Origin of the sequence: Shewanella sp. BJSY2023SW001 (assembly GCF_047314685.1) — a bacterium.
Classification (GTDB): Bacteria; Pseudomonadota; Gammaproteobacteria; order Enterobacterales; family Shewanellaceae; genus Shewanella; species Shewanella indica.
The window spans coordinates 31,971-47,492 of sequence record NZ_JBKORF010000082.1; the positions used below are offsets into that span (position 1 = coordinate 31,971).

At 50.0% G+C, this 15,522-nt stretch carries 15 protein-coding genes; 13 read left to right on the plus strand and 2 right to left on the minus strand.

From position 1 onward, the window contains the following. Nucleotides 1-22 precede the first annotated feature (22 nt). The 12 genes from ACMHXH_RS18860 (at nt 23) to ACMHXH_RS18915 (ending at nt 13,227) form a co-directional block, all read left to right on the plus strand. Nucleotides 23-1,237 carry an IscS subfamily cysteine desulfurase gene (locus tag ACMHXH_RS18860; protein ID WP_039033840.1) on the plus strand — a complete coding sequence of 405 codons (1,215 nt, stop codon included), beginning with the start codon at nt 23-25 and terminating at the stop codon, nt 1,235-1,237. 32 nt (nt 1,238-1,269) lie between these two features. Further along, the gene (iscU, locus tag ACMHXH_RS18865) at nt 1,270-1,653 is read left to right on the plus strand and encodes a Fe-S cluster assembly scaffold IscU (protein ID WP_039033841.1); all 384 of its coding nucleotides are present in this window, start codon (nt 1,270-1,272) and stop codon (nt 1,651-1,653) included. A gap of 14 nt (nt 1,654-1,667) precedes the next feature. Then, entirely contained in the window at nt 1,668-1,991 is a 324-nt protein-coding gene (iscA, locus tag ACMHXH_RS18870) for an iron-sulfur cluster assembly protein IscA (RefSeq protein ID WP_025011492.1), read from the plus strand. 23 nt (nt 1,992-2,014) lie between these two features. Beyond that, nucleotides 2,015-2,539, plus strand: a complete 525-nt coding sequence (gene hscB / locus ACMHXH_RS18875; protein ID WP_039033842.1) for a co-chaperone HscB — start codon at nt 2,015-2,017, stop codon at nt 2,537-2,539. 83 nt (nt 2,540-2,622) lie between these two features. Further along, the gene (gene hscA, locus ACMHXH_RS18880; protein WP_101096039.1) at nt 2,623-4,485 is read left to right on the plus strand and encodes a Fe-S protein assembly chaperone HscA; all 1,863 of its coding nucleotides are present in this window, start codon (nt 2,623-2,625) and stop codon (nt 4,483-4,485) included. Nucleotides 4,486-4,493: 8 nt separating this feature from the next. Continuing rightward, nucleotides 4,494-4,829 carry an ISC system 2Fe-2S type ferredoxin gene (gene fdx / locus ACMHXH_RS18885; protein ID WP_039033844.1) on the plus strand — a complete coding sequence of 112 codons (336 nt, stop codon included), beginning with the start codon at nt 4,494-4,496 and terminating at the stop codon, nt 4,827-4,829. Between the two features lie 216 nt (nt 4,830-5,045). Next, nucleotides 5,046-5,945, plus strand: a complete 900-nt coding sequence (gene rimK, locus ACMHXH_RS18890; RefSeq protein ID WP_071476477.1) for a 30S ribosomal protein S6--L-glutamate ligase — start codon at nt 5,046-5,048, stop codon at nt 5,943-5,945. 91 nt (nt 5,946-6,036) lie between these two features. Next, nucleotides 6,037-6,234, plus strand: a complete 198-nt coding sequence (gene iscX / locus ACMHXH_RS18895; RefSeq protein ID WP_039033846.1) for a Fe-S cluster assembly protein IscX — start codon at nt 6,037-6,039, stop codon at nt 6,232-6,234. 105 nt (nt 6,235-6,339) lie between these two features. Beyond that, nucleotides 6,340-6,507, plus strand: coding sequence for a hypothetical protein (locus ACMHXH_RS18900; RefSeq protein WP_162835833.1), 168 nt, complete (start codon nt 6,340-6,342; stop codon nt 6,505-6,507). 126 nt (nt 6,508-6,633) lie between these two features. Continuing rightward, a complete protein-coding gene (gene ndk / locus ACMHXH_RS18905) occupies nt 6,634-7,065 on the plus strand; it encodes a nucleoside-diphosphate kinase (RefSeq protein WP_025011497.1) in 432 nt (143 codons plus the stop codon). Nucleotides 7,066-7,454: 389 nt separating this feature from the next. Further along, nucleotides 7,455-10,124, plus strand: a complete 2,670-nt coding sequence (locus ACMHXH_RS18910; RefSeq protein WP_071476476.1) for a TonB-dependent receptor — start codon at nt 7,455-7,457, stop codon at nt 10,122-10,124. Nucleotides 10,125-10,575: 451 nt separating this feature from the next. Then, nucleotides 10,576-13,227 (plus strand): TonB-dependent receptor, encoded by a 2,652-nt coding sequence (locus tag ACMHXH_RS18915; RefSeq protein WP_039033848.1) that lies wholly within the window; start codon nt 10,576-10,578, stop codon nt 13,225-13,227. 129 nt (nt 13,228-13,356) lie between these two features. Here the strand turns inward: ACMHXH_RS18915 and ACMHXH_RS18920 are convergent, their stop codons facing one another. Together ACMHXH_RS18920 and dusC are read right to left on the minus strand one after the other, a co-directional pair. Then, on the minus strand, nt 13,357-13,698 hold the full coding sequence (locus ACMHXH_RS18920; RefSeq protein WP_071476474.1) for a TraR/DksA C4-type zinc finger protein: 342 nt from the start codon (nt 13,696-13,698) through the stop codon (nt 13,357-13,359). Nucleotides 13,699-13,824: 126 nt separating this feature from the next. Continuing rightward, a complete protein-coding gene (gene dusC, locus ACMHXH_RS18925; protein ID WP_335912104.1) occupies nt 13,825-14,778 on the minus strand; it encodes a tRNA dihydrouridine(16) synthase DusC in 954 nt (317 codons plus the stop codon). Between the two features lie 293 nt (nt 14,779-15,071). On the opposite strand from dusC, the gene ACMHXH_RS18930 reads away from it, so the two are divergent. Then, nucleotides 15,072-15,494 carry a hypothetical protein gene (locus tag ACMHXH_RS18930; protein WP_039033850.1) on the plus strand — a complete coding sequence of 141 codons (423 nt, stop codon included), beginning with the start codon at nt 15,072-15,074 and terminating at the stop codon, nt 15,492-15,494. Nucleotides 15,495-15,522 lie beyond the last annotated feature (28 nt).

Genomic DNA, 15,522 nt, shown 5'->3' on the forward strand with positions numbered 1-15,522 from the left:
ACTGCGAAGTACGGAGTGTGTAATGAAGCTTCCTATCTATTTGGATTATGCCGCAACAACGCCTGTAGACCCCCGGGTTGCAGACAAAATGGTACAGTACATGACAATGGACGGTGTATTCGGTAACCCCGCATCCCGTTCACACCGCTACGGCTGGCAGGCCGAAGAAGCAGTGGATATCGCCCGTAACCAAGTCGCGGAGTTGATCAATGCCGATCCCCGTGAAATTGTGTTTACTTCAGGTGCCACCGAATCTGACAACCTGGCTATCAAAGGTGTTGCCCACTTCTACCAGAAGAAGGGTAAACACATCATCACCAGCAAGACTGAGCACAAGGCAGTACTGGATACTTGTCGTCAGTTGGAGCGTGAAGGTTTCGAGGTCACTTATCTGGAGCCTGCAGCCAACGGCATTATTCCCATGGAGCGCCTGGAAGCGGCCATGCGTGACGACACCATTCTTGTCAGCATCATGCATGTCAACAACGAGATTGGTGTGATCCACGATATCGATGCCATCGGCGAACTGTGCCGTAGCAAAGGCATCATCTTCCATGTGGATGCTGCCCAGAGTGCCGGTAAACTGCCTATCGATATTCAAAAGACCAAGGTCGACCTCATGTCTATCTCGGGTCACAAGATGTATGGCCCCAAAGGCATAGGTGCCCTGTATGTGCGCCGTAAGCCTCGTATTCGTCTGGAAGCACAGATGCACGGCGGTGGTCATGAGCGTGGTATGCGCAGCGGCACCCTGGCGACTCACCAAATTGTGGGTATGGGCGAAGCGGCAGCCATTGCCAAAGCCGATATGGAAAAAGATAACGAACGTATTCGCTATCTGCGCGACAAGCTGTGGAACGGTATCAAAGATATTGAAGAAACCTATCTCAATGGCGATATGGAGCAGCGTGCCTGTGGCAGCTTGAACGTCAGCTTTAATTATGTGGAAGGCGAGTCGCTGATGATGGCGCTCAAGGACTTGGCCGTATCTTCCGGCTCGGCCTGTACTTCTGCCAGTCTTGAACCCAGCTATGTGCTGCGTGCCCTGGGACTGAATGACGAGATGGCGCACAGCTCAATCCGTTTCTCCATCGGTCGTTTCACTTCTGAAGAAGAGATCGATTACGCAATCGAAACCATTAGAAACTCTATTGGCAAACTGAGAGAAATGTCACCACTTTGGGAAATGTTCAAAGATGGTGTGGACCTCAACCAGGTGCAGTGGGCACACCACTGATCCCCGCGGATAGATGAATTTGGAGCAGTATCATGGCTTACAGTGAAAAAGTGATAGATCATTACGAGAACCCGCGTAACGTAGGTTCTTTCGACAAGAACGACCCATCCGTAGTAACAGGTATGGTGGGTGCGCCCGCCTGTGGTGACGTGATGAAGCTGCAGCTCAAGATTGATGAACAGGGCATTATTGAAGATGCTCGCTTCAAGACTTATGGCTGTGGCAGCGCCATCGCATCAAGCTCTTTGGTGACTGAATGGGTTAAAGGCAAGTCCATTGAGGAAGCGGCCGCCATCAAGAACACGGATATTGCAGAAGAGTTGGCTCTGCCACCTGTGAAGATCCACTGTTCGATTCTGGCCGAAGACGCCATCAAGGCGGCTCTGGAAGAGTACAAGTCCAAGCAAGCTAAATAACGCCAGGAGTTAAGATGGCTATTACTATGACGCCTGCCGCCGCCGAGCGTGTCCGTGCCTTCCTCAGCAACAGAGGAAAAGGTATAGGTTTGCGTTTGGGGCTCAAAACTTCAGGCTGCAGCGGGATGGCTTACGTTCTGGAATTTGTCGACGAACTCAATGAAGATGATGAGGTATACAACATAGATGGTGTTAACATCATCATAGATGCCAAGAGCTTCATCTATCTTCAGGGGATCGAGCTGGACTTTGTCAAGGAAGGACTCAACGAAGGCTTTAAATTCAATAACCCTAACGCCAAAGGTGAGTGTGGTTGCGGTGAGAGCTTCACGGTTTGAGTTCCACCGCCGCCTGAGAGTATATGAATTATTTCGAGCTGTTTGATTTAACTCCCTCCTTTGATGTGGACACCGCCGAGCTGGCCAGTCGCTATCGCGATTTGCAGCGGGCGGTGCATCCCGACAAGTTTGCCAACGCCAGTGAACAGCAAAAGCTGTTGGCCATTTCCCGCACTGCCCAGATCAACGACGCCTTTCAGACCCTGAAAGATCCTATCCGTCGAGCCGAACATATGTTGGCGCTCAAAGGTGTAGATATCAGTCACGAAACCACTACGGTTAAAGACACCGCCTTTTTGATGCAGCAGATGGAATGGCGTGAAGCGCTGGAGGAAATTGGTCAGGGCGCTGATGCCCAGAGTGATATTGATGAACTCGATGCTTCATTCGCGGCTTATCGTAAGCAGGTGACTGAGCTGCTGCGCAACCAACTTCACAGTTCCACAGAGGCCGATGCAATTGCCGCGGCAGATCAAGTCCGTAAGTTGAAGTTTATGGCAAAATTGCAGGATGAACTGCAGCGGGCCCAGGATGCGCTGTTCGACTGAATTCGCTTTCGGCCTTAAAGCATATTCCTACGGTTGGCTCAATTTCTGATTGAGCCAACTTTTTAAACACAAGATGGAAGACTATGGCACTTTTGCAGATTGCTGAACCCGGCCAAATGGCCGCTCCTCATCAACACAGATTAGCCGCCGGGATAGACTTGGGTACCACCAACTCCCTGGTTGCTGCGGTTCGCAGCGGCGAGACCAGTACACTGGCCGACGAGCAAGGTCGGCATTCATTGCCATCTGTGGTGCACTATGGCGAGCAGGGCGTCCGAGTAGGTCACGATGCCCTGGCCGATTCGGCCAAGGATCCTGAAAACACCATAGTGTCGGTGAAGCGCTTCATGGGCCGTTCTTTGGCCGATGTACAAAGCGGTGAGCAAGCTTTCCCCTATCATTTTGAGGCCAGTGAAAACGGCCTGCCATTGTTTGTCACCCGCACAGGTAAAATAAATCCGGTTCAGGTGTCTGCCGAGGTATTGCGCCCCTTGATTGCCCGCGCCGAGTCCACTCTGGGTGGACCATTGGAAGGGGTGGTTATCACAGTGCCTGCTTATTTTGATGATGCTCAGCGTCAGGGAACCAAAGATGCGGCAGCCTTGCTTGGCATTAAGGTGTTACGCTTGCTCAATGAGCCGACGGCGGCCGCCATCGCCTATGGCCTGGACTCGGGTCAGGAAGGCGTTATTGCTGTTTATGACTTGGGCGGCGGCACCTTTGATATTTCTATTTTGCGTCTCAACCGCGGCGTATTTGAAGTCTTGGCGACCGGCGGCGACTCGCGTCTGGGTGGTGATGACTTTGATGAACTGCTGCAAGGCTTACTGCGTGAACGCATGGCGCTGGAGTCGCTTTCCAGCCAGGAAGCGCGGCAGTTGCTGATGGAAGCCCGGCGGGTAAAAGAAGCGCTGACCGATAGCGACAGCACTATTGCTAAGCTGACACTGCAAGACGGTAGTGAGCGTGAAGCCGAAGTGAGTCGCAGTGAGTTTGATCAGTTGATAAACACGCTGGTGAAGAAAACCATTCAAGGTTGCCGCAAGGCTTTGCGTGACGCCGGAGTGGATGCCGACGAGGTGCTGGAAACCGTGATGGTTGGTGGCTCTACCCGGGTGCCGCTGGTGCGGGAAATGGTCGGTGACTTCTTTGGTAAGAAGCCGCTGACGTCTATTGACCCGGATCGCGTGGTCGCCATAGGCGCTGCGGTACAGGCCGATATTCTGGTGGGTAACAAGCCTGACTCGGATCTCTTGCTGCTGGATGTGATCCCGCTGTCGCTCGGCATTGAAACCATGGGCGGTTTGGTGGAGAAGGTGATCCCGCGTAACACCACCATTCCGGTGGCCAGAGCCCAGGAATTTACCACCTTTAAAGACGGTCAGAGCGCCATGGCGTTTCATGTGGTGCAAGGTGAGCGTGAGCTGGTGGCCGATTGCCGCTCTCTGGCACGCTTTACCCTCAAGGGCATTCCACCATTGGCCGCCGGCGCGGCGCATATTCGGGTGACCTTCCAGGTCGATGCCGATGGTTTACTCAGCGTCACTGCCATGGAGAAGTCTACCGGGGTGCAGTCCAGCATCCAGGTTAAGCCTTCCTTCGGCCTGAGTGATACTGAAATTGCCGGAATGCTTAAAGACTCGATGCAGAATGCCAAAGAGGATATTGAGCTGAGAATGCTCACAGAGCAGCGAGTGGAAGCGGCCAGAGTGCTGGAATCGCTGCACTCGGCGCTGGCTAAAGATGGCGAACTTCTCAGCCAAGAGGAACGTGCTCTGGTTGACAGCGCTATGGCTGACTTGAATGAAACTGCCGCCAATGGTGATGTTGATGCCATCAAGGCGGCGATAGAAGCGGTGGATGCGCAGACCCAGGAGTTTGCCGCCAGACGCATGGACAATTCGATTCGGACCGCACTGAAGGGTCAGTCGGTCGATAACATATAGGTGAGACTATGCCACAGATAGTATTTTTGCCCCATGAAGAACTGTGTCCAGAGGGCGCAGTGGTTGAGGCAGAGGTGGGTGAATCCATTTTGGATGTCGCGCTGAAAAACGGCATCAACATAGAGCATGCCTGTGAGAAATCCTGTGCCTGTACCACCTGCCATGTGATAGTGCGTGAAGGTTTCGATGATCTCGAGCCCAGCGATGATCTGGAAGACGACATGCTGGACAAGGCCTGGGGCCTGGAGCCCGAAAGCCGTCTGTCTTGTCAGGCCAAGGTGGTTGAAACCGATATGGTGGTCGAAATCCCCAAATACACAGTCAACATGGTCAGTGAAGGCTAAGGAAGGTCCCAACAAGTCCTCGTGGCCTTCTCTTTTGTAGAGAGTGGCTTGCATAGCAATTGGCGTTCAAGGCACCTTCCCTAAGTGCTGACATCTTTTGAAAACCGGCCCCAAGTGGCCGGTTTTTTATTGCTATGCTTGGCATGCAGAGATTGATTTCCAACACGGCAGGCGTATGATGCGCTGTCTTTTTCACTCTTCGGGATACTGACCGGGATGCAGATTGCAATTTTGTCACAGAACAAAACCTTATATTCCACGCGCCGTTTGGTGGAGGCTGCCCAAGAACGGGGTTATCAGGTGCAGGTGATCAATCCGCTGGAATGCTACATGAATATCAGCATGCAGCAGTCCAGTATCCATATCGGAGGCGTTGAATTGCCGTCCTTCGATGCGGTGATCCCGAGGATAGGCGCCGGCATTACCTTCTACGGTACGGCTGTAGTGCGTCAGTTCGAAATGATGTCGACCTATACACTCAATAGTTCCATGGGGATCTCTCGCTCGAGGGATAAGCTGCGCTCCATGCAGTTACTGTCCCGCAAAGGCATAGGGCTGCCGGTGACAGGTTTTGCCAATAAGCCCAGTGATATTCCGGACCTTATTGATATGGTCGGTGGCGCGCCCTTGGTGATTAAACTCTTGGAAGGTACTCAAGGTATAGGGGTGGTACTGGCCGAAACCCGCAAGGCCGCCGAGAGCGTGATTGAGGCCTTTATGGGCCTTAAGGCCAACATCATGGTGCAGGAATATATCAAAGAGGCTCAAGGAGCCGATATCCGCTGTTTTGTACTCGGCGACAAGGTAATTGCTGCCATGAAACGCCAGGCTCTGCCGGGAGAGTTTCGCTCCAACCTGCACAGGGGCGGCACGGCAACCTTGGTGAAGTTGTCCCCTGAGGAGCGTTCAATCGCGGTGCGCGCCGCCAAAACCATGGGGCTGAATGTCGCAGGCGTGGATATTTTGCGTTCCAACCACGGCCCCGTGGTGATGGAGGTCAATTCATCCCCTGGACTCGAAGGGATTGAAGCCGCTACCGGCAAAGATGTTGCCGGCGCCATCATAGAGTTTATTGCCAAGCAGAAGCGTAAGAGTAAGGCGCCCAGTGAAGCCTGATTTCACCGATGGAAAGTATTAATCAAAGCTATAAAGCCTTCTTCTGCGGCGCTATACTCAAAGTCAGTACTTACCAGAAGCAGGAGTAACCATGGGGCTCAAGTGGATAGATTCATTGGACTTGGCTTTGGAGCTGCTGGAAGCGCATCCTGATGTGGATCCACAGCAACTGCATTTTCCTGAACTTTACGAGTGGATATTGGCGTTGGAAGCCTTCGATGATGATCCCAAACGCTGCAGTGAGAAAATTCTCGAAGCCGTGCAGCAATGCTGGATAGAGGAAAAGTAACACTCTCTGGCGGAAAACAGATCTCGGTCAAATTATCACCATCACGAGTCATCTATAGTTATTTGGTTAATAAATTGTTGATCCCTGTTTTTCCGGAGATGAGTCATGACACGTATTTTCGCCTGTAGTTTTGGATTATTTGCCCCGGCCGTGCTGGCACATTCGGGGCACGGTGGCATAGGTTTTTTTCATCATTTCCCGCCGTTTATGCCTTTGTTGCTGTTGCTTATTGGTCTCGGCGCCGGCTATTTGTGGCTCAAGCATAGGCACTGAGCCGAGAATCGCCTGGCTTGTATCACAGCTTTTACTGAAGGGCTGACCAGATAAGATTAGGATTTGACGCGATTATTTCGTATAATCCGCGCGAATTTTTAAACTCGCTGATTAAGGAATCTAGTCATGGCGATCGAACGTACTTTTTCTATCATTAAGCCTGATGCGGTAGCCAAGAACCACATCGGTGCTATCTACAACCGTTTTGAAACTGCCGGCCTGAAAATTGTTGCCGCCAAAATGGTTCACCTGACCAAAGAACAAGCCGAAGGTTTCTACGCTGAGCACAGCGAGCGTCCTTTCTTTGGTGCTCTGGTTTCTTTCATGACTTCTGGTCCTATCATGGTTCAGGTTCTGGAAGGTGAAAACGCCGTTCTGGCCAACCGCGAAATCATGGGTGCGACCAACCCAGCTGAAGCCGCCCGTGGTACCCTGCGCGCGGACTTCGCTGACAGCATCGATGAGAACGCTGTTCACGGTTCTGACGCGCTGGCTTCAGCCGAGCGTGAAATCGCTTACTTCTTTGCTGCCGATGAGCTGTGTCCTCGCACGCGTTAATTAACAGCAAATAGACAAAAGGGAGCCAATTGGCTCCCTTTTTGTTTGATTTTTGTATGAATTGAAAATGCGATCTATATCACATTTTTTATTAAAAGCGTCGCTCTAACAACAGGTTAAAAAATAATCTTTGTAACAGGTTTGTATCGATACAAAATGATGCAAATTCCCGGAACCCGGCATGGATTCGGTAAAAATATCATTAGATCTTAATTGATAAGATGCTCGTGTTTTACAAATTAAACCAAGTATAAACAAATTGTTATCATTTAAGTGATTGATAATGTTGCTGTTATTGGTATGTTTCTCGTTTGGGGGGCTGAGTATTACATAGAATAAGAACACGGTGTTCCCTCCCTGCCACCGTGCTTTGTAAAAGGAATGAGAATATGTCAACGCAGACTGCCGTCGCTAAGGCTATCCGCTTTAGTCTGTTTGCTTTTGTTTCCACATCAATCCCTACAATGGCTTACGCCGCCGATGAGGCTCAGGCCACTGAACAAGTTGAACGTATCGAAGTCACGGGTTCCCGTATTAAACGCACCGATATGGAGAATGCCTCCCCTATAGTAGTAATGAGCGCTGCTGATATTGAAAAAGGTGGCTTCAACTCGGTTCAGGATGTGCTGGGTAACCTGTCACAAAACTCCGGCGGTTCCATGACCCAGCAGGAAGTCCATGGTTTTACCCCTGCCGCATCATCGGTCAACCTGCGTGGCGTGGGGGCCGGTCGGGTATTGACCCTGATCAACGGTAAGCGGGTGCCCAAGTATCCGTTTGGTGCCGGTGGTACCGACAGCTTCGTGGATACTGCCAATATCCCACTGGGCGCGATTGAGCGTATCGAAATCCTGACTACGGGTGCTTCGGCGATTTATGGCTCAGATGCCATGGGTGGGGTTATCAACATCATTCTTAAGAAAGATGTTGAACAGACCACCTTCAAGTATCGTTTCTCCGATACGGATGAAGGTGGCCTGCGTAACAACCAGTTCTCCTTTATGACAGGTGTCAGCAGTGATACGGCTAACCTGACTTTCTTTGCCGAATATGAAGACAGAACCGCGCTGAAAGGAACAGATCGCCCAGAGTGGGGCACAGATATTGTCGAAGGTCAGCCATACTCGGGTTACAGCTCCTACGGCGCCAACCTGGTGCAGGATCTTGGCAACAACAAAACTGCACTGGAAAAGACCTTGTCACCGGCCGAGTGTGAGGCCCGTGGTTATGTGGTGATGGAAAATGGTCGCTGTGGTTTCGACCGCTCCAAGCAGCGGGATTTCCTGCCGGAGCAGAAGCGTTACTCCACCATGATCAACCTCACCAAGGAGCTGAATGCGGATCATCAGCTGTATTCCCGCATCGATTACACTCATTCCTCGACCTTTACCGAGATTGAGTCTGCGACAGTGGGCAATGACTTCATGTTCAATGTGGCCGGCGACAGTGTAACCATTGCCAATAAAGACAAGGGTATGTCCCAGACCTTCAACAAGGACACCGCATTCGGCGGTGACTTTGCCAATGCTGCAGATGGCGACTACTTCTACACTCGCCGCATGAGTGAGCTGGGGCCACGTACCTCTGACTTTGAAACCAATAATTTCTCTTTCATCATAGGTGCCAAAGGCTTTTTGACCGACAGTATCGAGTATGATACTTCCTGGTCTATTGCGCGTCAGACAGTGGAATCCCGCAGCTCAGGCTCGCCGACTCATCAGGCTATGTTTGACTATCTGACCTCAGGTGAAAACGGCAAGTCTTTGATGGATGTGATCTCTCCTGAAGATGCGGCGCTGCTGAACTACGAAGGTAACAAGAAGGGACAATCTACTCTGTCCAGCTTTAGTGCCGGCATTAATGGCGATGCGTTCGAACTGGCCGGTGGTACAGCCGCTTACGCTGTGGGCCTTGAGTACAGCAAGGAGTGGTTCTACGATAAATCTGACAGCTTTACCTCCAACGGTGGCGTTATAGGCAAGGGGGGCAGCAGCGCCGAAGGTGAACGTGAGCAGTATGCTGCCTATGCCGAGCTGGCTTTGCCACTCTTGGATCAGTTGACCATGACATTGGCCGGACGTTATGACTACTATGATGATGAGTCTGATGTTGGTGGCCAGTTTACTCCGCAAGTGTCACTGGAGTACCGTCCTATCGACAGCCTGATGCTGCGTGCTTTGTATGCCGAGACTTTCCGTGCCCCGGATATGCAGCGTTTGTTTGGCGAACCCACCACTGGCTACAGCACAGTTATCGATACTCCGCGCTGTGAAGCCTATAAGGAATGTGACAAGATTGAGTCTTTACCTATTGCCATCGGTGCCAACCCAGAATTGGAAGCCGAAGAGGGTAAAAACTACAACCTGGGTCTGGTTTGGGACTACGAAGGTATCAATCTGACGGTAGATTACTGGATGGTTGAAATCGATAATCTGGTGAATGACCCAAGTGCACAATACATTTTGGATCACGCCGATGCCTTTGCCGACAAGATTGAACGCGACAGCAATGGTAAGTTGCTGAAAGTGAACACCCAGGCGATGAATATGTCTTCCCGTGAGACTGCCGGTATCGACTTCTCTCTGGGCTATCGCTATGAAACCGAGAGCTATGGTGAATTCAGCAGCCGCCTGGAAGGGACTTACCTGACTCGTTGGAAGGAAAAGCTGACTCCGGATTCCGAAGAGCTGGATCTTATCGATGGTGAAGGCTCTGCGCCTCAGCTGCGTGCCAACCTGAACCTGGGATGGTCTTATAACGACTTCTCCACCAACATTCTGTTCAAGTATATTGACAGCATGAACGGTGAGCGGATGGACTACTTTGTGGAAAATGGCTTAGATAGCGAGTACTCAGTGAAAGTTGACAGTCATGTGGAAGTCAACCTGGCTGCCAGTTACTTTATCTATGACAATCTCAAGGTTTCGGCAGGTATCAACAACCTGTTTGATTCAGGCCCTGAGATCGATTACACCCAGTCCAGCTGGCCTCATTACCCAAGAGCCTATTATAACGTTATCGGACGTGAATATTATGCAGGGGTAGAGTTTACCTTCTAATCATATTTAAATTTAAAAACCGGCTTAGTTTAAGCCGGTTTTTTTATGCCTGTTATTAGTAAATAAGGACTACATTCGATACGTTTTAATTCACATGTTGTTTTGTTGTTATCTTTTTTCTCTTGGCGATTAATTTGTTATTTTTGTTTGTTGTGCCAGATTATTTCATTGGCGCAATATTTTTAACTATTTAAACACCTAGGTATCAATATGTTTCAGTTTGGCCTTTTGGTGGCTATCTTGCTGATTTTCATTGGTTAAATTTAATGCCGTTGAATACCTGTGTAATTATTTGTATCAATTTGTTGTTGCCTAGTTGTTTTGGTGGTTTTTAATATTGACCAAATTGTTTTATTTGTGGAATATCATCGTAAGCATTGCAATATGCTTGCAAATTTTAAAACAAAAATAATCAGATATTTCTCACAAAAGAAACATCAGGGAGACAAGTATGAGTTCCATCAGTTTAACTGCAAAGGCAGTTCGTCGCGGTTTACTTGCTGCGGCAGTTACGGGAATTGCATTCAGCGGATATGCCACTGCTGAGGAAGCAAAAGAAGGCAAAGTTGAGCGGATCGAGGTAACAGGTTCACGTATCAAGCAAGTGGATATGGAAACGGCTTCACCTGTGACTGTTATCACTGCAGCCGATCTTAAGGTTACCGGGGAAACTTCGGTTGCCGATGTATTGAATAACTCCAGCATTAACAGTTTTGGTTCCTGGCGGGGTATGTCCGGTTATGGTGCCGGAGCCAGTGCCACCAGTGATGTAAACCTGCGTGGTCTGGGGTCTCAGGCAACGCTTATTCTGCTCGATGGTCGTCGCATGCCGGGTACCAGCTCAAGCTCAGGAACCGTTGCCGATACTTCCAGCATCCCCATGGCGATTGTTGAGCGAATCGAAATTCTGCGTGATGGTGCCTCGGCGGTTTACGGCTCAGATGCGGTTGCCGGGGTAATTAACATTATTACCAAGAAAGATTTTGAAGGAGTCGAGCTGAACTACACAGGCGAATCTCCGGATGTGGAAGGCGGTGATTCTTCACGCTTTTCCGTGGCCGCCGGTTTTAGCACAGATAAGGGCAATATCACCCTGACGTTCGAGCATTATGATGCCACTTCTGTTTATGATCGCCACATATGGGACGAAGGCGGTGCCGACTGGTTCTTGAATAACGGCAGCTCTTACAGCCCTTCACCCAGCGGTTACTACAATACCGGTGTCTTGAATGAGAAGGGAGAGGAGATATATGACTTTTACTATAACGCCGATACCTGCAACCAGACTGATGCAACCCAGGAAGCCGCTTCACGCTGCCTGTATGATCCAGGCTCTGTGACCAAATTGTTTGGGAATGTGAACCGCAACAGTATTCTGTCTAACTTTAGCTATCAGCTGACTGATGATATTCAGTTCCGTGGCCGCGCTTCTGCCAGCCTGAGTGAGACTAATACCCGTTATGCGGGGACTCCGGTTTCAACTAATCAGCCGGTAATGGATGCTGATAATCCGCTGAATCCTATCGATAAAGATCTTACTCTTTATATGAGATCAGCACAGATTGGTCCGCGGGATACCACCACTGAAACCAACTCAATCGACTTCCTGGCTGGGCTGGTAGGTTATTGGGATGTGGGCAGTGGCATCGACTGGGAAATTAATGCCCAGCATACCCGCTCAACCACTGACTCATTCAACTACAACCTGATCAACGATAATATCGTTCAGGATCTGATCGATTCGGGTGATTACGACATCTTCAATACCACAGGTATGAGTTATGAGGATTGGAATGCGCAGATGACCGATCTCTATGGTCAAGCGGCCCACACAGGTGTGTATCAGGCGCAATTCAACAGCACCCAATTTGATGGTTTGTTGTCCGGCATGTTGTATGAAGGCAATGGCGTTACTTTGGCCGCGGTTGTCGGTGCCGAGTATGAAATGATTGAGTTCGTACAGCTGAGTGATCCGCAATCAGCCGCCGGTATTATCTCAGGTGGTTCAGGTGGTGACGATGTTGATGCAACCCGGGATCGTAGCTCAGGCTACGTAGAGCTGCAATCTTCATTGCCGTACAATATCGACTTGTCAGCCGCGCTGCGTTATGAGCGTTACGAGCAGGAGGGCAACATAGCTTCTGGCCATGTATCTTCTACTTTTGATTCAGTCGTACCTAAGCTTTCTGCCAGCTGGCGTCCGGTTGATTCCCTGTTGCTGCGCGCCAGTTGGGGTGAATCTTTCCGTGCCCCGAATATGGGCGAAATGTTTGCCGGTGAAGCATTGAGCTTTGAATATGCGCTCGATTCTTTATGGTGTGCCGATAATTCAGATGAAAACTATTGTGCCAATAACCAACAGCATAAAACTTTCTACGGCGGTAACCCCAACTTGGATGCAGAAGAAGGTGAATCCCTGACTCTGGGCTTTGTCTGGAACGTGACCGATGATTGGAGTATTGAGACTTCATATTATGACATCAGCTACGACAACAAGATTGAAGTGGTCGATGTTGACGATTTGATTCGTGAAGAAATTGCCAATGGTGGTTCTCAGTACATAGTTCGTGGCAGTGATGGCAAGATTGAGACCATTCACAGCCAGTATCGTAACCTGAGTGCCCTGGAAACCTCCGGCTTTGACTTTGTCACCAGCTACAACCAGGAAACTGATTTCGGTGATTTCCGTCTGAAGCTGGAAATGACCCATGTGTTGGATTACAAGACCAAGGCCGACGCTGAGTCTGACTTCTTCGATGAAGCCGGTCTACAGGATCTTCCTCAGTGGCGTGGCAGTGCATCGGTTAACTGGACCCGTGATAACTGGAGTGCTGCCTGGACGACCTACTACATAGGCAGTCAGGATTCAGGAGCTGATATCTATAAGAATGATGACTTGATTGATGTTTCCAGCTACTTCAAGCACAACGTTCAGCTAACTTATGCTCACAACTGGAATGGTTCTGTCACCCTGGGGGTTAATAACCTGTTCGATGAAGAAGCGCCAACCTGGTATAGCTACGATGGTTATCGTGATGTCAACACAGGGCTGTACGACGTACTGGGCCGCACTTGGTTTGTAACCATTAATCAGAAGTTCTGATAAAACGCCGATCCTCCCTTACGGCTTAGCCCCGTCATTTTGGCGGGGCTTTTTTATTAGCTTTTAAACGCCAAAACATAACCTCAAACAAAAAAGCAACCTCTGGGGTTGCCTTTACTGCTTAACTGACTAGTGATTCAAGCGCAATTCTTGTCGGTGTTCATGTTTATATTGCTCATGGCAACGTTCACAGCGCTGCTCGGTCGGGTCTTTAACGAGTCGATGTGACTCGATTTCTGCTTCACAGTCTGCGCAAAGACCATAAAGCCCTAAATCCAGTTGGCACACCGCGGCATCCAGTCGCAACAGTCTGTGGTAGAGGGGGTGTTTGCAAAGATCGGCTTGAGTCATGGTTTCAATCAGATCACTGAGTGACATCTGGGGATCCCAGTGGGGTCCGAGCACCATTATCTCTTTCCTGAGATCGATTTCTAACGCCGACAATGCTTGTCTGATATGGGAGCTGCTCACTGATAATAGCCTGTAAAGATTGAGTCTACGGTCATTTAGTCTAAACAGCCGGGTCAATGTCACTATGATGAAGATCAAATCTGGGTGACATTTTCTGTCGTTAAGGCGTTAATTTGTCAGAATTGCTCAGATCTTGTCATTTATTTCGCGATAAGCCTGACTGAGCGTGGCCACTATGTCATCGGTTTGCTTGTGTACTCTGAGTTCTCTGAACAGGGCATCGGCCTGAGGGTATTGGCGATTGAGGTAGCTGAACCACTGTTTTATTCGCGCCGGGTAATAGCAACTCTTGCGGCCGTTGAGTTCTTTCTGGCTGTAACTCATCAATAGCGCCAGGGTTTGCTGCCAGCTATATTGCTCGGCATTGTTCTTGATGTGATCCGCCAAATTGGGTAGAGAGATGGCGCCGCGGCCCACCATGATACTGTCGCAACCCGTTACTTCCATGCAGCGAAGGGCGTCTTCCCGGTCCCAAATCTCGCCGTTGGCGATCACGGGAATGGCCAATTTTTTACGGATCTCAGTGATATATTCCCAATAGGCCGGTGGACGATAACCGTCTTTTTTACTGCGGGCATGGATGGCCAACTCAGTGGCGCCGGCTTCATAAATCGCCTGCGCGTTTTCCATAAACAGGCTCTTGTCTTCAAACCCCAGGCGAATTTTGGCGGTCACCGCATGCGGTTCAGGAACTGCTTGACGCATGGCTTTGACTATCTTGTGGATTTGCTCCGGATACTGCAGCAATACGGCGCCGCCCTTGCTGCGGTTAACCATCTTGGCCGGGCAACCAAAGTTGGCGTCTACCCCTTGGGAGCCGAGTTCTATAGCCCGCAAGGCGTTTTCGGCCATCCAACCGGGTTCCTGCCCTAAAAGTTGTACTCTGACCGGCGTACCGCTGAGGGTCATGCCGCCTTGCAGCAGCTCGGGGCAGAGACGATAGAAGACTTTTTCGGGTAATAGTTGATCCACTACACGTACAAACTCGGTGACCATCAGATCATAAGGATTTATTGCAGAGAGCAGTTCCCGCATCAGATTGTCAACAACCCCCTCCATAGGGGCGAGAATAATACGCACGTGTTTAAGGCCTGGCTGAAATAGAAAGTGGCGCATTCTACCTTAAATCCCATCCGGCACCAATCGACAGCTTAAAAGGCACAGGCTTATTTTAGATATGTAACTGTTAACAGCTTGATCTTATCTGCATTTGCTATTTTACTCATGGTTCCCTACATGGGGTTTTGGATAAAAACTGTGATCCGCGGTTGAAAAATATGAAATAGATTCTGCTGTCCCCGGGTCTGATATTGCAAGCCGGCAATTGAGGTCGGTCACTCGTAACAACTCTATGAGCAAAGGCAGGAAAGACAATGAAGACAGTCAAGACAACTACAGTAGCAGCCGCTTTGGGCATGGTTATCGCCGGCAGCGCCGTCGCCGCAGAAGCTAATGCCAACCCATTCGGGTTTCAGACTATGGAAGCCGGTTATCAATTGGTTGGTAATGAAGGCAAGTGCGGCGAAGGTAAATGTGGTGATAAGAAAGTCAAAGAAACCGAGCAAAAAAGCCGTGAGGGCAAATGCGGCGAAGGTAAATGTGGTGAAGGGATGAATAAGGCTGCCGAGGGCAAGTGTGGAGAGGGAGTGAATAAGGCCGCAGAGGGTAAGTGTGGCGAAGGCAAGTGCGGTGAAGGCATGATGCACTCAGCCGAAGGCAAAGCCAAAGCCGAAGAGAATAAAGCCAAGGCAGAAGCTAACAAAGTCAAGGAAGGCAAGTGTGGTAGTAACCACTGAAGTTGAATAGTGCAGGGCGCTTTGCGCC